Origin of the sequence: Pseudomonas sp. MONT-RG-20F-20-E-7-02, assembly GCF_022662395.1 — a bacterium.
Taxonomy (GTDB): Bacteria; Pseudomonadota; Gammaproteobacteria; order Pseudomonadales; family Pseudomonadaceae; genus Aquipseudomonas.
The window spans coordinates 228318-245468 of sequence record NZ_JAKNQN010000004.1; the positions used below are offsets into that span (position 1 = coordinate 228318).

15 protein-coding genes are annotated in these 17151 nt (G+C 61.5%); 9 read left to right on the top strand and 6 right to left on the bottom strand.

All coding sequences use genetic code 11. The features are described 5' to 3' along the window. Positions 1-65 precede the first annotated feature (65 nt). A complete protein-coding gene (locus tag L8I05_RS14000) occupies positions 66-1277 on the top strand; it encodes an N-acetylmuramoyl-L-alanine amidase (protein WP_242169628.1) in 1212 nt (403 codons plus the stop codon). Here L8I05_RS14000 and L8I05_RS14005 read toward each other — a convergent pair. Further along, the gene (locus L8I05_RS14005; RefSeq protein WP_159961170.1) at positions 1274-1642 is read right to left on the bottom strand and encodes a glutamine synthetase; all 369 of its coding nucleotides are present in this window, start codon (positions 1640-1642) and stop codon (positions 1274-1276) included. The genes L8I05_RS14000 and L8I05_RS14005 overlap by 4 nt on opposite strands. A gap of 125 nt (positions 1643-1767) precedes the next feature. Between L8I05_RS14005 and dksA the strand changes: the two genes are divergently transcribed. From dksA to L8I05_RS14025, 4 genes are read left to right on the top strand one after another with little or no spacing between them, the layout of a single operon-like run. Further along, positions 1768-2172 (top strand): RNA polymerase-binding protein DksA, encoded by a 405-nt coding sequence (gene dksA, locus L8I05_RS14010; RefSeq protein ID WP_159961168.1) that lies wholly within the window; start codon positions 1768-1770, stop codon positions 2170-2172. 27 nt (positions 2173-2199) lie between these two features. Beyond that, on the top strand, positions 2200-3405 hold the full coding sequence (zigA, locus tag L8I05_RS14015) for a zinc metallochaperone GTPase ZigA (protein WP_242169630.1): 1206 nt from the start codon (positions 2200-2202) through the stop codon (positions 3403-3405). Next, on the top strand, positions 3405-4049 hold the full coding sequence (locus L8I05_RS14020) for a DUF1826 domain-containing protein (RefSeq protein ID WP_242169633.1): 645 nt from the start codon (positions 3405-3407) through the stop codon (positions 4047-4049). The genes zigA and L8I05_RS14020 overlap by 1 nt, the downstream gene beginning before the upstream one ends. 44 nt (positions 4050-4093) lie before the next feature. Next, a complete protein-coding gene (locus L8I05_RS14025; RefSeq protein WP_242169635.1) occupies positions 4094-5056 on the top strand; it encodes a CobW family GTP-binding protein in 963 nt (320 codons plus the stop codon). Here L8I05_RS14025 and L8I05_RS14030 read toward each other — a convergent pair. Further along, positions 5050-5445 carry a DUF3301 domain-containing protein gene (locus L8I05_RS14030; protein ID WP_242169637.1) on the bottom strand — a complete coding sequence of 132 codons (396 nt, stop codon included), beginning with the start codon at positions 5443-5445 and terminating at the stop codon, positions 5050-5052. The genes L8I05_RS14025 and L8I05_RS14030 overlap by 7 nt on opposite strands. 117 nt (positions 5446-5562) lie before the next feature. Between L8I05_RS14030 and pdxY the strand changes: the two genes are divergently transcribed. Continuing rightward, a complete protein-coding gene (gene pdxY / locus L8I05_RS14035; RefSeq protein WP_159961161.1) occupies positions 5563-6435 on the top strand; it encodes a pyridoxal kinase PdxY in 873 nt (290 codons plus the stop codon). Between the two features lie 130 nt (positions 6436-6565). Here pdxY and L8I05_RS14040 read toward each other — a convergent pair whose 3' ends face one another. Then, positions 6566-7051, bottom strand: a complete 486-nt coding sequence (locus L8I05_RS14040) for an acyl-CoA thioesterase (RefSeq protein WP_003213461.1) — start codon at positions 7049-7051, stop codon at positions 6566-6568. A 292-nt stretch (positions 7052-7343) separates the two neighbouring features. Between L8I05_RS14040 and L8I05_RS14045 the strand changes: the two genes are divergently transcribed. Further along, positions 7344-9107, top strand: coding sequence for a cation:proton antiporter (locus L8I05_RS14045; RefSeq protein WP_177016739.1), 1764 nt, complete (start codon positions 7344-7346; stop codon positions 9105-9107). 16 nt (positions 9108-9123) lie between these two features. Here the strand turns inward: L8I05_RS14045 and L8I05_RS14050 are convergent, their stop codons facing one another. The 3 genes from L8I05_RS14050 to uvrD form a co-directional block, all read right to left on the bottom strand. After that, positions 9124-9531, bottom strand: coding sequence for an SMI1/KNR4 family protein (locus tag L8I05_RS14050; RefSeq protein ID WP_017135771.1), 408 nt, complete (start codon positions 9529-9531; stop codon positions 9124-9126). A 135-nt stretch (positions 9532-9666) separates the two neighbouring features. Next, positions 9667-10536 carry a Tim44 domain-containing protein gene (locus tag L8I05_RS14055; protein ID WP_177016738.1) on the bottom strand — a complete coding sequence of 290 codons (870 nt, stop codon included), beginning with the start codon at positions 10534-10536 and terminating at the stop codon, positions 9667-9669. Positions 10537-10767: 231 nt separating this feature from the next. Then, complete coding sequence (uvrD, locus tag L8I05_RS14060) at positions 10768-12951, bottom strand: DNA helicase II (RefSeq protein ID WP_159961155.1); 2184 nt, start codon at positions 12949-12951, stop codon at positions 10768-10770. Between the two features lie 279 nt (positions 12952-13230). Between uvrD and L8I05_RS14065 the strand changes: the two genes are divergently transcribed. Together L8I05_RS14065 and hexR are read left to right on the top strand one after the other, a co-directional pair. Beyond that, positions 13231-16104 carry a GGDEF domain-containing phosphodiesterase gene (locus tag L8I05_RS14065; RefSeq protein WP_242169639.1) on the top strand — a complete coding sequence of 958 codons (2874 nt, stop codon included), beginning with the start codon at positions 13231-13233 and terminating at the stop codon, positions 16102-16104. 162 nt (positions 16105-16266) lie between these two features. After that, entirely contained in the window at positions 16267-17133 is an 867-nt protein-coding gene (gene hexR, locus L8I05_RS14070; protein WP_010168370.1) for a transcriptional regulator HexR, read from the top strand. Positions 17134-17151 lie beyond the last annotated feature (18 nt).

The following is a 17151-nucleotide window of genomic DNA, read 5'->3' on the forward strand; positions in this document are numbered from 1 at the left end:
TTTTCTGCTCCAGCCTTTCTTCAGTCATGTCGAGCAGGGACGCTCCTCTATTTGCGGTATATGTCATGCACAGACGTCAGCTACTCAACCTGCTGCTGGTCAGCCCTCTGTTCACCTTTCCATTGGGGGCGTTCGCCACACAAATTCGCAATGCGCGCCTGTGGCGCTCCGATGACAAACTGCGGCTGGTGTTCGATCTCAGCGGCCCGGTGCAGTACAAGACCTTTTCCCTGACCTCGCCGGATCGCTTGATCATCGATTTGAGCGGCGCCGGGCTCACGGGTGACTTTTCCCAATTGGCGTTGAAGAACAGCGGCATTACCTCGATTCGCTCCGGGCATTTCGGTAAAAGTGATACGCGTATCGTGCTGGACCTGACTGCGCCGATGCAGCTCAACAGCTTTTTGTTGCCGCCGCAGGATGGCCAGGGCCATCGCTTGGTACTCGACCTGAGCAGCGCCACCCGCGCGCCGCGCCAAATCGCCGCTGAGCCGCCGCCCTTGGTGGCGCCGGTGGACAAGGCGCATCCCAAGCGCGACATCATTGTGGTGGTCGACCCCGGCCATGGCGGCAAAGACCCAGGTGCTATCGGCTCCAAGGGCCAGCGCGAGAAAGACGTGGTGTTGTCCATCGCCCAACTGTTGGCCAAACGTTTGAAGCGCGAGAAGGGCTTCGACGTGAAACTGGTGCGCAACGACGATTTCTTCGTGCCGCTGCGCAAGCGCGTGGACATTGCCCGTCAGCACAAGGCCGACATGTTTATCTCGGTGCACGCCGATGCCGCGCCCCGGCTCACGGCGTCGGGCGCCTCGGTATACGCGCTGTCGGAAGGCGGCGCGACGTCCGCCACCGCGCGTTTCATGGCGCAGCGCGAAAACGGCGCCGACCTGTTGGGCGCCACCACCTTGCTCAATCTCAAGGACAAGGACCCGATGTTGGCCGGGGTGATTCTGGACATGTCGATGAACGCCACCATCGCCTCCAGCCTGCAGCTGGGCAGCTCGGTACTGGGCAGCCTGCAAAGCATCACCACGCTGCACCAGAAGCGGGTAGAGCAAGCGGGTTTTGCGGTGCTCAAGTCACCGGGCGTGCCGTCGATCCTGGTCGAGACCGGGTTTATTTCCAATACCCAGGACGCCCAACGGCTGGTGACGGCGCGGCATCAACAGGCAGTGGCGGATGGCCTGTTCGACGGTCTGAAAAAATATTTCGAGAAGAACCCGCCCATGAACAGCTACATGGCCTGGGTTCAAGAGCAGAAGAGCGGCCAGGTTTAACAGCCGGTAACACGGCTGCACGTGAACTTGGCGCTGGCGCCACCTGAACTGGAAAACCGGTTGATGGTGGTCCAGCCCACGCGGCGCGTGTAGCCGACCCACGCCTCACCATCGGACGCCAACCCGGTAAAGAACGTCAGCTGCCCATACCGGCTGTTGGTCTGTGCCCAGTAGCGTTTGCCGATCACCTCAAAACCGCGCAAGTAGGTGGTACTTCCCACCGTCGCCACGCTGTAGGCATTGCCCAACGGGTCCACGCAAGCAAGCAGGTTGGCGCTGCGCGTGCAGTTCGCCAACAGGCTCGGCGTTTGCGCGCAGGCCGGTCCTGCCGCTGCCAATAACAGGGCGCACACCAGGTATTTCATAGTGCTTCTCGGGATAGGGACGTGTTGAAGCATTGCGCCCTTCGTCGTGGCGAGCAAGGGGATTGGCTTATTTGTATTGTTATACTATAACATAAAAGCACAGCCTGACCCGTGAACTGCTCTCCATGACTGAACAAGACCTCCTGGCCCAACCGCCCGCCGATTACATGAATGAAGCCCAGCAAGGTTTCTTCCGCGCGCTGCTGCTGACCCAGCGCTATGAACTGCAGGGCCGCATTGAAGCCGAATTCCTGGTGTTGCGTGAGCAGGAAACCAACAGCGACCCCGCCGATGTCGGCAGCGCCGAAGAACAGCGCCAATGGCAACTGCGCCTGCTGGAGCGCGAAAAGAAGCTGTTGGACAAGATCGACGACGCCCTTGAGTTGCTGGCCCGCGGCGAATACGGCTGGTGCCGTGAAACCGGCGACCCAATTGGCCTGAAACGCCTGCTGCTGCGCCCCACCGCGACCCTGAGTATCGAAGCCAAAGAACGTGAAGAGCTGCGCGAACGCCATAAACGGGCGATTTGACCGGCCACCCCTGATGAGGAATACCTGATGCCCAATCGTCTCCCCGTTACCGTGTTGTCCGGCTTTCTCGGCGCCGGCAAAAGTACGCTGCTCAACTACGTCCTGCGCAACCGCGACAACCTGCGGGTGGCGGTGATCGTCAATGACATGAGCGAAATCAACATCGACGGCAGCGAGGTGCAGCGCGACGTCACCCTCAACCGCTCCGAAGAAAAACTGGTGGAGATGAGCAACGGCTGCATCTGCTGCACCTTGCGTGAAGACTTGCTGGAAGAAGTCGGAAAACTCGCCAAGGAAGGTCGGTTCGATTACCTGTTGATCGAATCCACTGGCATTTCCGAGCCATTGCCCGTGGCCGAAACCTTCACCTTTCGCGATGAAAACGAGCAAAGCCTGGCGGACATTGCGCGCCTGGACACCATGGTCACCGTGGTCGACGGCATGAATTTCCTGCTCGACTACCAGGCCGCCGAAAGCCTGGCCTCACGCGGCGAGACCCTGGGCGAAGAGGACGAACGCTCGATCACCGACTTGCTGATCGAGCAGATCGAGTTTGCCGACGTGATCCTGATCAGCAAAATCGACCTGATCAGCAGCCGCGAGCGCGAGGAACTGATGGCGATCCTCGAACGCCTCAACGCCCAGGCAGAAATCATCCCTATGGTCATGGGCGAAGTGCCGCTGAACAAGATCCTCAACACCGGCCGCTTCGACTTCGAACGCGCGGCCCAGGCGCCGGGCTGGTTGCAGGAACTGCGCGGAGAACATGTGCCGGAGACCGAAGAATACGGTATCGCCTCCACGGCTTACCGCGCGCGCCGCCCGTTTCATCCACAGCGTTTTTTCGACTTCATCGACCGCCCGTGGGTAAACGGCAAACTGCTGCGCTCCAAAGGCTTTTTCTGGCTGGCCAGCAAGCACCAGGATGCGGGCAGTTGGTCCCAGGCGGGCGGGCTGATGCGCCATGGTTTTGCCGGGCGCTGGTGGCGTTTTGTGCCGAAAAGCCAGTGGCCGCAGGATGAAGAAAGCGTGGCGGCGATCATGGGCAACTGGCAGCTGAGCACCGGTGACTGCCGCCAGGAACTGGTGTTTATCGGGCAAAATATCGACTTCAGCCAGATGCGCGCCGAGCTGGACGCCTGCTTGCTCACCGACGAAGAAATGGCCCTGGGCGTCGAAGGTTGGCGCCAGTTGGCTGACCCGTTTGGCCCTTGGTTCGAGCAGGTAGCCTGATGCTGGCCCCGGTTATCTCGTTGCTTCCCGTGATTCGCCAGACTCGCGGCGAAACCCCGCTGGCGCTGGCTGACATCCTAGAAGACGGTGTGAACCTGTCGGTCTGGCAGCGCCAACTGCCGCTGCACATCGCCGAATTTGGTGCCTTGCTGGTGGCGCTTGACGAGCCGCTGGCCGACTCCATGGTGATTGAACTCAACAGCGAGGACGCAACACCGAACTTGCAGGGTTTGGCATCCAGTTGCCGCGATCTTGAAGGCTACGACGGCTTTGTCGCCGATGTGTCGTGGCTGGTCAGCGCGTTTGCCTGTTTGCTCGGTGCGAAGCGCATTGGTGTGCGCTTGCGGCTGCTGGACAAGGCCATGTGCCCGCGTTTTCACGTCGACCACGTGCCGGTAAGGCTGATCACCACCTACGCCGGCATCGGCAGCCAGTGGTTGCGCGAAGGCGTGATGGACCGCCGCACGCTCGGCCAGCCGGACGCTGAGCCAATCGAGCGCATCGAGCAAATCCTCTGCGGCGAAGTGGCCATGCTCAAAGGCTCCAAATGGCATGGCAACGAAGCCCACGGCCTGATTCACCGCTCGCCCGCGCTCGAGGCTGATGAGCGGCGCTTGATCCTGACGCTGGATTGGCTGGCATAACCGAGTAGGATCTAGCGCTCTACACGGTCTGAATGATGCCCCCGATGCTGCAGAACATTCCCACTCACGTGATTGCCGGGCCTTTGGGCGCCGGCAAGACCAGCCTGATCAAACACCTGCTCGCTCAACGCCCGGCCAACGAGCGTTGGGCGGTGTTGATCAACGAGTTCGGGCAGATCGGCCTGGACGCGGCCTTGCTCACCCGGGATGACGACGGCATTGCCCTGGGCGAGGTAGCCGGCGGCTGTTTGTGCTGTGTGAATGGCGCACCGTTCCAGGTAGGCCTCGGCCGCTTGTTGCGTAAGGCCAAGCCGGACCGGCTGTTTATCGAGCCATCAGGCCTGGGCCACCCGGCGCAATTGCTCAAGCAACTGCGGCAGGCGCCGTGGCAAGACGTGCTGGCGGTTCAGCCGTGCGTGCTGGTGCTCGACGCCCAGGCGCTGGCAGCGGGTAAACCCTTGCCAGAGGCGCAACGTGAAACCCTGGCCAGCGCCGGGCTGCTGGTATTGAACAAGGAGGAGTCGCTGGATGCCGCGCAACGCCAGGCTATCGAACAGCAGTTACCCGACAGCCCGCTCTACTGGACGCGCCAGGCGAAGCTGCCGCTCGACCGGTTGCCCGGCCTGAATGCGCGAGGCCGTGCTGCTGTGGATAACTTCGATGTGCCCAAAGGCGTGGCGCAGATGCCGGCAATCTGGACCGATCCGGCCGTGCCAATCTGCCTCAGCCAGGCTCAAGAAGGTGGCTGGAGCATCGGCTGGCGCTGGCACCCAAGCCAGCAATTCGATACACCGCGCCTGCAAAACTGGCTGACACACCTTGAGTGGCGCCGCGCCAAACTGGTTATCCACAGCACCGCAGGCTGGGTCAGCGCCAACGCTGTGGATAACAGCCCGCTCGCCTGGCAACCCAGCGAATGGCGCCGCGATTCACGTATTGAATTGATCTTCAGCCAGCCACAGGACGTGGCTGAATTGCAGAGCGCACTCGCCGCCTGTCGTCAGTGACGGTTCTTGCTCGCGTGGTCCTGGCGCCACTGGCTTAGCTCGATCACCTCAGCGCTGGGCAGCGGCGTCTTGATCTCGAACGGGTAGGGCGCCAGCTCGATTTGCGCGCTGTGGGCGCCAAACTGGGTGATGGTCCCCGGATGGCGGGCTTCGCCGGTCACGGTGAATTCAAAGTTATAGATGCGCGCCAGGCGCCGCCGGCCATTGGCATCCCTCACAAAACCGATGCGCTTCAACGCCACCGCGCCATCGAGCAGTTCGATATCAAGCTTGGCGCAATGCTGCTTGACCCGCTCCAGCGCCCGCTCGCGCAGGCCGTGGTTGTGCCACACCCAGGCGGCGCCGGTCGCCAGCAGCATCAACACGAAGATGTTTCCCAGGGTCAGCATGCGATGAACTCCAACAAAGTGAGAGCAGCTTAACTGTGTCGCCGGTCTGTCGTATAGGCTGTGTTTAGTCGCATACTGCGCGGCCAGAATTTCAACGGCTTTACGGAAATCTCCTGCATGAAACGCACACCTCATCTGCTTGCGATCCAGTCTCATGTGGTCTTTGGCCACGCCGGAAACAGCGCCGCTGTGTTCCCCATGCAGCGGGTCGGGGTGAACGTCTGGCCGCTGAATACGGTGCAGTTTTCCAACCACACTCAGTATGGCCAGTGGGCGGGCGAAGTGTTGGCGCCGCAGCAAATTCCGGCGCTGGTGGAAGGCATTGCCGCGATTGGTGAGCTGGGCAACTGCGATGCGGTGCTGTCCGGCTACCTCGGCAGTGCCGACCAGGGCCGTGCGATTCTGACCGGCGTGGCGCGGATCAAGGCGATCAACCCCAAGGCCCTGTACCTGTGCGACCCGGTGATGGGCCACCCGGAAAAAGGCTGCATCGTGCCCCAGGAAGTCAGCGATTTCCTGCTGGATGAGGCGGCGGCGATGGCGGATTTCCTCTGCCCCAACCAACTGGAGCTGGACAGCTTTGCCGGGCGCAAGCCGCAGTCGCTGTTCGATTGCCTGGGCATGGCCAAGGCGCTGCTGGCCCGTGGGCCGAAGGCGGTTTTGGTCAAGCACCTGGATTATCCCGGCAAGCTGCCGGATGGCTTCGAGATGTTGCTGGTCACCGCTGAAGGCAGCTGGCACCTGCGCCGCCCGCTGCTGGCGTTCCCGCGTCAGCCGGTGGGCGTGGGCGACCTGACCTCGGGGCTGTTCCTGGCGCGGGTGCTGTTGGGCGACAGCCTGGTGGCGGCGTTCGAATTTACGGCGGCGGCGGTGCATGAAGTGCTGCTGGAGACCCAGGCCTGCGCCAGTTACGAGCTGGAGCTGGTGCGGGCTCAGGATCGTATCGCCCATCCGCGCGTGCGTTTTGAAGCCACGCCGATCGAACTATAAGCCTACAAAACCCAATGTGGGAGCTGGCTTGCCTGCGATGAGGGCCTGACAGTCGACATCTCTGTCGCCTGACACACCGCTATCGCAGGCAAGCCAGCTCCCACATTCGATTGGGTTTACAGCTTGGGGTTTACGGCCCGTCTGCCTTGATTTCCTGGTAGCGCTTTTCCAGCTCCTGGCGAATCTGCCGACGCTGCTGCGCCTGTACAAACCGGCGCTTGTCTTCGCTGTTCTGCGGCTGCAGCGGCGGGACGGCGGCGGGTTTGCGCTGGTCGTCCACGGCCACCATGGTGAAGAAGCAGCTGTTGGTATGGCGCACCGAGCGCTCGCGGATGTTCTCGGTCACCACCTTGATGCCCACTTCCATCGAGGTGTTGCCGGTGTAGTTGACCGAAGCGAGGAAGGTCACCAGCTCGCCGACATGGATCGGCTCGCGGAAAATCACCTGGTCGACCGACAGCGTCACCACATAGCGACCGGCATAACGGCTCGCACAGGCGTAGGCCACTTCGTCGAGGTACTTGAGCAGGGTGCCGCCGTGGACATTGCCTGAGAAGTTGGCCATGTCAGGGGTCATCAATACCGTCATCGACAGCTGGGCGTTTCCGGGTTCCATAGCACACTCACGGGTTGTAGGCATCGGTTGGGGAGGCACCTCTGCGGGTGCTGGAATCTTTACAGCGCTCTCCCTAACGGGACGCCGGTGGGCGGCTTGCCGTCACGCCTGCACCGATCTGTTTCCATATATTGCACCGGCTTTCTGCCGGAAGTCGCGGTGTTAACCTTCAAAAGCCCATCTCAGGGCATTTCTTACGATCAAGGCCGACTTTTCCTTCCGCTTATTGCGACCGTTCACGGGTGCGAGTGGAAGTGGGAAAAGCGCCAGTACCCTCAAGGAGCCCCTCGCCATGCACGCCATCAGCTTTATCCAGGACTTGGCCGTGATCATGTTGGTGGCAGGGGTTGTCACCATCCTGTTTCACCGCCTCAAGCAGCCGGTGGTGCTGGGGTACATCGTCGCCGGCTTCATCATCGGCCCCCACACCCCACCGTTCGGCCTGATCCACGACGAAGACACCATCAAAACCCTCGCCGAGCTGGGGGTGATCTTCCTGATGTTCTGCCTGGGCCTGGAATTCAGCCTGCGTAAGCTGTTTAAGGTCGGCGCCACAGCGTTTATCGCAGCGTTCCTGGAAATCATCCTGATGATCTGGATCGGCTACGAAATCGGCCGCTGGTTCGACTGGAATACCATGGACTCGCTGTTCCTCGGTGCAATCCTGGCGATCTCCTCGACCACCATCATCGTCAAGGCGCTCAACGACCTGAAGATGAAAAACCAGCGCTTTGCCCAGCTGATCTTCGGCGTGCTGATCGTCGAGGACATCCTCGGTATTGGTATCATCGCCTTGCTGTCGAGCATTGCCGTCAGCGGCACGGTCAGCTCCGGCGAGGTGTTCTCCACCGTTGGCAAGCTCTCGCTGTTCATGATTGTCGCGCTGGTCATCGGCATTTTGCTGGTGCCGCGCCTGTTGGCCTATGTGGCCAAGTTCGAAAGCAATGAAATGCTGCTGATCACCGTATTGGGCCTGTGTTTCGGCTTCTGCCTGCTGGTGGTCAAGCTGGAGTACAGCATGGTGCTGGGCGCGTTCCTGATCGGCGCGATCATGGCCGAGTCCCGTCAGTTGATTAAGATCGAGCGCCTGATCGAACCCGTTCGCGACATGTTCAGCGCGATCTTCTTTGTGGCGATTGGCCTGATGATCGACCCCCAAATCCTGCTGCAGTACGCCTGGCCGATTGCGGTGATTACCGTGGCAGTGGTGCTGGGCAAGATGTTGTCCTGCGGTCTGGGTGCATTCATTGCCGGCAACGATGGCCGCACCTCGCTGCGCGTGGGCATGGGGCTGTCACAGATTGGCGAATTTTCCTTCATCATCGCCGCATTGGGCATGACTTTGCAGGTGACCAGCGACTTCCTCTACCCGGTGGCCGTGGCGGTGTCGGCGATCACCACGTTGCTCACGCCGTACCTGATTCGTGGCGCTGACCCGTTGTCGTTGAAGATTGCGGCAGTGATGCCCAAGCGCATGAGCCGGGTGTTCGGCATGTATGGCGAGTGGCTACGCAGTATTCAGCCGCAAGGTGAGGGCGCAATGCTGGCGTCGATGATTCGCAAGATCATCCTGCAAGTGGGCGTAAACCTGGCCTTGGTGGTGGCGATCTTCTTTGCCGGCAGCTTCTTCGCGGCGCGCATCGGCGGGTATCTGGAAGGTTGGATCAGTGACCCAAGCTGGCAGAAGGCGTTGATCTGGGGCGGGGCGTTGCTGTTGTCGCTGCCGTTTCTGATTGCGGCGTACCGCAAGCTCAAGGCGCTGTCGATGTTGCTGGCGGAGATGAGCGTGAAGCCGGAAATGGCCGGGCGGCATACCCAGCGCGTGCGGCGCGTGATTGCGGAGTTGATCCCCATTCTGTCGCTGCTGGTGATCTTCCTGCTACTGGCAGCCTTGTCGGCCAGTATTCTGCCGACCAACAAGTTGCTGGTATTGATTGCCGTGGTGGCAGCGGCCGTAGCGGCCGTGCTCTGGCGGTGGTTCATCCGCGTGCATACGCGGATGCAGGTCGCCTTGCTGGAGACCCTGGATAACCATAAAGACACGCCAGAACACTAAAGGCGAGGGGCGGGGCTCAGCTTTCCAGCCAGACGTCCCGCGCCCAGTGCCACACCGATTCCCAGGTTTCTTCGGTGACCAGTTCTTCTTCGCCGGACCACAGCACCACGGTGCCGTCTTCTTCGACGCAGTAGTAGTCGTCGCCGTCCTGGCAGATCGGGATCATGCTGCGGTCAACACCGGCGTCCCAGGCGTTGGCGGCCACGTCCGGCAGGTAGGTGTGGGACTGCGGGTCGGTGACGGTCACCGGCTCCAGGCTGCCATACACCACGTCGCTGACGGTCAGCAGGAATTCGCGGAAGACAAACGGAATGTCGATGAACAGTTGTTCCTCGATTTCCACGATCTGGTCTTCGTCAGGCAGTTCCAGAGGAACCGGGACCGGTTCGTTGGCTTCACGCAATTGTTCGATGATTTCTTCCACGGCCGGGATCCTCTTGCTAGTTGGCGCGGTTAATAGGGCGTTTTATACAGTAGCTCGCTATAAGTGCAACCGTGAAATAGAAAACCCCGGAACATGTCCGGGGTTTTTATTACCAAGTGCTCAAGCGTGCGGTTATCAGCCGTTCTGGCGGATACCGGCGACCAGCCAAGGCTGGTTGTCGCCTTGGGCGCGCTCCATGTTCCAGCTTTCGCTGAACACTTCGCCCTGGTCGAAACGCGAGGTCTTCGACACGCCGCTGAAGGTCAGGGTGGCGATGGTCTTGTCGGCGCGATCATCCACACCTTCCAGCTGTACGCGCAGGTCGTCGATGTAGGTCGACTGGAAGCCGTCGCCCAGATCGGCGCGTTCGCGCTTGAGGAAGTCCAGCAGTTGCGGGGTCACGAACTCGGCGATCTTGTCCATTTCGTTGGCGTCCCAGTGCTGCTGCAGGGACTGGAAATGGCTGCGGGCCGCTTCGACGAAACGCTCTTCGTTGAACCAGGCCGGTGCGTTGATCACCGGACGAGCGGCGGCAGGTGCAGCCGAACCCCCGAAGATCGAACCCATGGCTGGTTTCTGCTCGAACACTTCACGCTGCATCGGCGCGCCGGCTGGGGCCATGTGCTCCTGCTGCTTGCGGCGACGGGCGGCGATAAAGCGGAAGATCAGGAAGGCGATGACCGCCATGATCAGGATGTCGAAGATCTGCATGCCCTGGAAGCCGCCGCCCATGAACATGGAAGCGAGCAGGCCACCGGCGGCGATACCGGCCAGAGGGCCCAACCAGCGCGAAGCACCGCCAGCTTTGGCAGCAGCGCCAGCCGCACCGGCTGCGCCTGCGGTAGCCGCTGCACCGCCGGCACCGGCGGATGGAGCCATTTGGCTGGTCTGGTGAGTCGGAGCCGAGCCCATGCTTTTGCCGCCACCAAAGCGCTTGGCGTTGGCGTCGAGGCTCATCGTCAGGCCGATGCACAACGCCATGGCGATGCTAAGAAAACGTTTCATAAAGGGAATTCCCATTTGTGGATTGCACGCGCGCCATGTTGCACAGGTGTCGTGACACTGGCTAGCGGCAGAGTGTTTCGGGCTTTTGCGTAAGACCGATTCCGAATGGTCTGTAGGACTAATTACAGATATTGGCCCGCACTCGGTGAAATACAAGGGCGTGAGCATCGAAAAAGCGGGACGCAGAGCGTCCTGGGCGGCGTTCCCACGCGGAGCGTGGGAACGATCAGATCAGATAGCTTCGAGCTTCGCGTAACCCATCATCAGCCACTTGCTGCCTTCGGCGAAATTCACCTGCACCCGCGCCTGGGCACCGGCACCTTCGAAGTTGAGGATCACGCCTTCGCCGAACACCGAATGCCGGACCTGCTGGCCAAGGCTGAACTGGGTTTCCGGAATCTCGGAACCGGCAAACAAATTGCTGGCGCTCTGCTGCTGGCCGCCGCCGAACGGGCGGCTGACGCTGTTGGACAGGCGCACTTCCTGGATCAGCCCCTTCGGCACTTCACGTACGAAGCGCGACACCTTGTTGTAGGTCTCGCTGCCGTACAGGCGTCGGGTCTCGGCGTAGGTCATCACCAGGTTCTGCATGGCGCGGGTGATGCCCACGTAGGCCAGGCGGCGTTCTTCTTCAAGGCGGCCGGGTTCTTCCAGGCTCATCTTGTGCGGGAACAGGCCTTCTTCCATGCCCACCAGGAACACATAAGGAAATTCCAGGCCCTTGGCGCTGTGCAAGGTCATCAGCTGGATGCTGTCTTCATGCTCATCGGCCTGGGTATCGCCGGCTTCCAGCGAGGCGTGGCCGAGGAAGGCGGCGAGCGGCGTCAGCTCTTCATCTTCTTCGGTGTTTTCGAACGCGCGGGCGGCGCTGACCAGTTCCTCAAGGTTTTCTACCCGGGCCTGGCCTTTCTCGCCTTTTTCCGCTTCGTGATAGGCAATCAAGCCCGACTGTTCGATCACGGTCTGGGTCATCAAGTGCAGAGGCATTTCCGCGCACTTGGCCGCGAGGTTCTCGATCAGCTCGACAAACACACCCAGCGCACCGGCCGCGCGACCGGTCAGGCCTTTATTGGCGATCAGCAAGCGCATGGCTTCCCACATCGACACATCGGCGTGACGCGCATGGTCGCGGATGGCTTCGACGGTTTTCTCGCCGATGCCGCGCGCCGGAATATTGATCACCCGCTCCAGCGCTGCGTCGTTGCCACGGCCTTCCAGCAAGCGCAGGTAAGCCATGGCGTTCTTGATTTCGGCACGCTCGAAGAAGCGCTGGCCGCCATAAATGCGGTACGGAATGCGCTCGCGCAGCAAGGCTTCTTCCAGCACCCGCGATTGGGCGTTGGAACGGTACAGAATCGCGATATCGCTGCGAGCCAGGCCGGTTTTCAACGCGCTTTCGATGGTTTCCACCACGTAGCGCGCTTCATCGTGCTCGTTGAACGCGGCGTACAGGTTGATCGCTTCGCCTTCGCCGCCGTCGGTCCACAGCTCTTTGCCCATGCGCCCGGTGTTATTGGCGATCAAGGCGTTGGCGGCCTTGAGGATGCCGGCGGTGGAGCGGTAGTTCTGCTCCAGGCGGATGGTGATCGCGTCCGGGAAGTCGTCGGAATACTGGTAAATGTTCTCGATTTTCGCGCCACGCCAGCCGTAGATCGACTGGTCGTCGTCGCCCACCACCATCAGGCTGTCGCCGCCCTTGGCCAGCAAACGCAGCCAGGCGTATTGCACGGCGTTGGTGTCCTGGAACTCATCCACCAGGATGTGCCGGAAGCGCTTCTGGTAATGGGCCAGCAAGCCTGGGTTGTCACGCCACAGGTCGAGGGCACGCAGCAGCAGCTCGGAGAAGTCGATGACCCCGGCGCGCACGCACGCGGCCTCGTAGGCTTCATAGATGCTGCGCATGGTGGCCAGGAACAAATCGCCGCTGGCCTGAATATGCTGCGGGCGCAGGCCTTCGTCTTTCTGGCCGTTGATAAACCATTGCGCCTGGCGGGCAGGCCAGCGCTGTTCATCCAGGCCCAGCTCGCGGATCACCCGCTTGACCAGGCGTTGCTGGTCATCGCTGTCGAGGATCTGGAACGTCTGGCTCAGCCCCGCTTCCTGCCAGTGCGCCCGCAACAGGCGGTGCGCCAGGCCGTGGAAGGTGCCCACCCACATGCCGGCCGGGCTGATGCCCATCAACTGCTCGATGCGGTGGCGCATCTCGGCAGCGGCCTTGTTGGTGAAGGTCACCGACAGGATGGAATGCGGGGACGCGTTTTCAACCTGGATCAACCAGGCGATACGGTGCACCAGCACTCGGGTTTTACCGGAGCCAGCACCGGCCAGGACCAACTGACGGCCAACGGGGGCTGCTACGGCCTGGCGTTGGGCATCGTTGAGGGAGTTCAGCAAAAGGGAGAGATCATCGCGCATCGGCGCATTCTAGGGTGCGCGGCAGAGTGGGGCAAATCCCAATGCCGGGTGGTCGCCGCAAAACAGTGACTGCGCTTCGGACCTTGGAAACATTCTGTTGTGAGTGATGACCGGTTGGTCATGCCTCGCAGCCCGCGCAGCGTCTCACTCAAGCTGTCTGGCCCCGAGGTTTGCGGCTGATTTTGGCGCGGTTTTTATGACGTGGAGCAGTTTGGCCCACGCGCTTGCTTGTGTATGCTCCGTCCACGTTTCGGGCTCACCATTATAAGAACACTGCCTATGACCCTCAGTCCCGACCTGTTCGGCCCCTCGGCGGCGCCCGCACAAGTCATCCGTAAATATTACGCAACCGAGATGGCGGTCGAACGCACGCGTCTGCTGTATCAAGGTTCATTGCTGCCGACGTTATTGATGCTGGTTAACGGCCTGGTCTGCGCCTGGTTGTTGTGGAACCCCAAGCAATATGTGTTGGACAGCATCTGGCTGGTCTGGCTGCTGGCCCTGGTGGCGCTGCGTGTGATCCAAGTGGCGGCCTTTGATTCGGCCATGCCCAGCCGCCAGGCCCAGCCGATCTGGCGGCGCATGTTCATGCTCGGTTCGGCGGTCAGCGGCCTGACCCTGGCCACCGCCGCCATCGCCTTGGTGCCGGCGGACAGCTTCATGCAGCAAGCCTGGGTGTTCGGCCTGATCGGCGCCGCAACGCTGTCGGCCAGCGTCGCCTATGCGGTGAGCCTGCCCGCCTTTCTGTCCTTTGCCGTGCCCTGCCTGGTGCCGGCGATCCTCTATCTGTTTTGGAACGGCACCGCGCAGCAACAAGGTTGGGGCGTGCTTGGCTTGATCCTGCTGGCCTCGTTGAGCCTGGTGGCGTGGCAGGTCAACCGCCTGATCCAGCGCGGGCTGTTGCGGCGCTTTCAGAACCAGGCGCTGATCGAGCATCTGCAGCAGGCGCAACAGCGCAGCGAACAGCTGAATCAGGAGTTGGTCCGCGAAGTCGAGCAGCGCCGCCAGATCGAACAGGAACTGCGCGAAGCCCAGATCGGCCTGCAGGATCGCGTGGCGCAACGCAGCCAGGAACTGGACGCGGCCAGCCAGGCCCTGAATAAAAGCGAAGCGCGCCTGGCCATGGCCCTGCAAGCCAGCGAATTGGGGTTGTGGGACTGGAACCTGCAAACCGATGAAGTCCATCACACCCAGCTTAAAGAACTGTTCGGCCTCGAGCCCGAATACGTCACGGCGATGCTCAGCCACCTCAAGCCGCGCCTGCACCCCGACGACTTGCCGCTGCTCAAGCGCGCGCTGGTGGAGCACCTCAAAGGCCGCAGCGAGGACTACCAGGTTGAATACCGCGTGCGCCACGGCGACGGCCATTGGGTCTGGATCGAAGACCGTGGCCGCGCCGTGGAACGTACGCCCAACGGTCGCGTCACGCGCATGCTCGGCACCCGCCGCGATATCAGCGCCAGCAAGGCCCTGGAAGAACAACAGCGCCTGGCGTCGACCGTCTTTGAGGCCGCCAGTGAAGGCATCGTCATTCTTGATCCGAACTACGCGCTGATCGCCGTCAACCAGGCCTTCAGCCGCGTCACCGGCTTTGAAATCGACGACATGCTCGGCCGCAATGTCGTCGAATTGCCCAGCAGCCGCGACGCCCGCCGCCATTTCCCGGTGATCCGCCAAGCGCTGCTGACCCACGGCACCTGGCAGGGTGAGTTAGTGGAGACGCGCAAGAACGGCGAGCTGTACCCGCAATGGCTGCAACTGAACGTAGTGCGTGATGCTCGGGGAAATGTCAGTCATATCGTCGGCTTCTTCGCCGATCTTTCGGCACGGCGTGAATCCGAAGAGCGCATGCGCTACCTCACTCACTATGACGAATTGACTGGCCTTGCCAACCGCTCACTGTTCCGCGAACGCCTGCGCGAAGCCCATGCACGCGTGCGCCAGGGCGGGCGCAGCCTGGCGCTGCTGCATATCAACCTGGACCGCTTCAAATTGCTCAATGACAGCCTGGGCCATGAAGTGGCCGACCAGCTGTTGCAGAAAATGTCGCGCCGGTTGATCAACGCGTTGCCCGAGGCCGATACGATTGCGCGCTTGTCCGGGGATGAGTTCGCCGTGCTGTTCGACGCCTACGGCAACCTGTCGAGCCTGGCGCGTGTGGCCACGCGGCTGCTCGCCAAGCTGCGCGTGCCGGTGACGGTGGAAGGGCATGAACTGGTGGTCAGCGCTTCAATGGGTGTCAGCCTGCTGCCGGACAATGCGCGGGAAATTTCCGCGCTGGTCAGTCAATCGAACATGGCCATGCAACACGCCAAGCACTTGGGCGGAAATAATTTCCAGTTCTACACCGACAGCCTGCAAGCCAGTACGCTTGAGCGGTTGCAGCTGGAGAACCACCTGCGCAAGGCCATCGACGAGCGCCAGCTGGCGGTGTTCTACCAACCGAAGCTGTGCCTGGCCACCGGCAAGCTGAACGCCGCCGAGGCACTGATTCGCTGGGAACACCCGCAGTGGGGCATGGTGCCGCCGGGCGACTTTATCGGCCTGGCCGAAGAAACCGGCTTGATCGTGCCGTTGGGTGAATTTGTGCTGCGCCAAGCCTGCTGGCAGGCGTGCGAATGGCAGCGCCAAGGGCTGGCGCCGATTCGGGTGTCGGTGAACCTGTCGGTGCATCAGTTGCGCCAGGGCAAGTTGGTCAGCCTGGTGCGCCAGGTGCTCGAAGAAACCGGTCTCGATCCGCAATACCTCGAACTGGAACTGACGGAAAGCCAACTGCTCGACAGCGTCGAACACATCATCGCCACCTTCCAGCAACTGCGCGACCTGGGCGTGAAGCTGGCCATCGACGACTTTGGCACGGGCTACTCGTCGCTGAGCTATCTCAAGCGCATTCCCGTGGACTACGTGAAAATCGATCAGACGTTTATTCGCGGCCTGGGCCAGGGTCGCGAGGACGCGGCCATTACCCGGGCCATTATCGCCATGGCCCATGGGCTGGCGCTCAAGGTGGTGGCCGAAGGCGTGGAAGATCAGCAGCAACTGGATTTCCTGCGCGCCGAACGCTGCGATGAGGTGCAGGGCTACCTGATCAGCCGGCCGATGGAGGCCGAAGGGCTGGCAGAATTGTTACGCAAAAATGCAGACTTTCCTTAAAGACAGCCAGGCCGCCCGTGTGGCTACATGGCGGCCGCCCGCTTATTCAAAGGGCATCAGGGCGATTTAGTGATGCATCGGACGGGCAAAACGGCAATTCTTGTAGTATAACTACAAACTTGCTACATCCCTGGCGCCTGCCAATAACAAGAGTCCTGCCCTTTGAACCTGTTGCAACATATCGCCCAGTCGCGCCACCTGTTACGCAAATCGGAACTCAAGGTTGCCGATCACGTGCTGCTTGACCCTGCGGCCGTGATGCACAGTTCCATGGCCGACCTGGCCCACAGCGTGGGCATCAGTGAGCCGACCATCGTGCGCTTCTGCCGCGCCATCGGTTGCTCCGGGTTCCAGGACTTGAAACTCAAGCTGGCCCAGAGCCTGGCTGCGGGTGCGAGCTTCGGCCAGTTTGCGATTCACGAAGACGACTCCGTCGCCGACTACAGCCTGAAAATCTTCGACACCACCTTGCACACCCTCATGGAAGTGCGCGAGAAACTCGACCCGGTCGAGTTGCAAAAGGCTGTGACCGCCATGTCCCAGGCCCAGCGTGTGGAGTTTTACGGCTTCGGTGCTTCGGGCGCCGTGGCCGCCGACGCCCAGCACAAGTTCTTCCGCCTGCTGCTCACCGCAGCGGCGTACAGCGACCCGCACATGCAGGCGATGTCGGCGGTGACGTTGAAGCCGACGGACGTGGCGATCTGCATTTCCCAGTCCGGCCGCTCCAAAGACCTGCTGATCACCGCCAACCTGGTGCGTGAAAGCGGCGCGACGCTGATTACCCTGTGCCCAAGCCAGACGCCATTGGCGGAACTGTCCACGGTCAACCTGGCGATCGACGTGCACGAAGACACCGAAATCTACACGCCGCTGACCTCACGTATCGCCCACCTGGTGGTGATCGATGTGCTGGCGATGGGCGTGGCCATGGCGCGCGGGCCGAGCCTGGTCAACCACCTCAAGAGCGTGAAGCGCAGCTTGCGCAGCCTGCGGTTGTCGCCAAAATCGGTCAAAGCCCTCGACGACTGATTCAAGGTTGATCGCTCC

Bases quoted from the DNA above. Each gene is read 5' to 3' on its own strand.
- L8I05_RS14040 (WP_003213461.1), bottom strand. From the start codon at position 7,051: ATGGAACCCGGAAACGCCCAGCTGTCGATGACGGTATTGATGACCCCT.
- pdxY (WP_159961161.1), top strand. From the start codon at position 5,563: ATGAAACGCACACCTCATCTGCTTGCGATCCAGTCTCATGTGGTCTTT.
- uvrD (WP_159961155.1), bottom strand. From the start codon at position 12,951: ATGCGCGATGATCTCTCCCTTTTGCTGAACTCCCTCAACGATGCCCAA.
- zigA (WP_242169630.1), top strand. From the start codon at position 2,200: ATGCCCAATCGTCTCCCCGTTACCGTGTTGTCCGGCTTTCTCGGCGCC.
- L8I05_RS14045 (WP_177016739.1), top strand. From the start codon at position 7,344: ATGCACGCCATCAGCTTTATCCAGGACTTGGCCGTGATCATGTTGGTG.
- L8I05_RS14005 (WP_159961170.1), bottom strand. From the start codon at position 1,642: ATGAAATACCTGGTGTGCGCCCTGTTATTGGCAGCGGCAGGACCGGCC.
- dksA (WP_159961168.1), top strand. From the start codon at position 1,768: ATGACTGAACAAGACCTCCTGGCCCAACCGCCCGCCGATTACATGAAT.
- L8I05_RS14065 (WP_242169639.1), top strand. From the start codon at position 13,231: ATGACCCTCAGTCCCGACCTGTTCGGCCCCTCGGCGGCGCCCGCACAA.
- L8I05_RS14030 (WP_242169637.1), bottom strand. From the start codon at position 5,445: ATGCTGACCCTGGGAAACATCTTCGTGTTGATGCTGCTGGCGACCGGC.
- L8I05_RS14020 (WP_242169633.1), top strand. From the start codon at position 3,405: ATGCTGGCCCCGGTTATCTCGTTGCTTCCCGTGATTCGCCAGACTCGC.
- L8I05_RS14000 (WP_242169628.1), top strand. From the start codon at position 66: ATGCACAGACGTCAGCTACTCAACCTGCTGCTGGTCAGCCCTCTGTTC.
- L8I05_RS14025 (WP_242169635.1), top strand. From the start codon at position 4,094: ATGCTGCAGAACATTCCCACTCACGTGATTGCCGGGCCTTTGGGCGCC.
- L8I05_RS14055 (WP_177016738.1), bottom strand. From the start codon at position 10,536: ATGAAACGTTTTCTTAGCATCGCCATGGCGTTGTGCATCGGCCTGACG.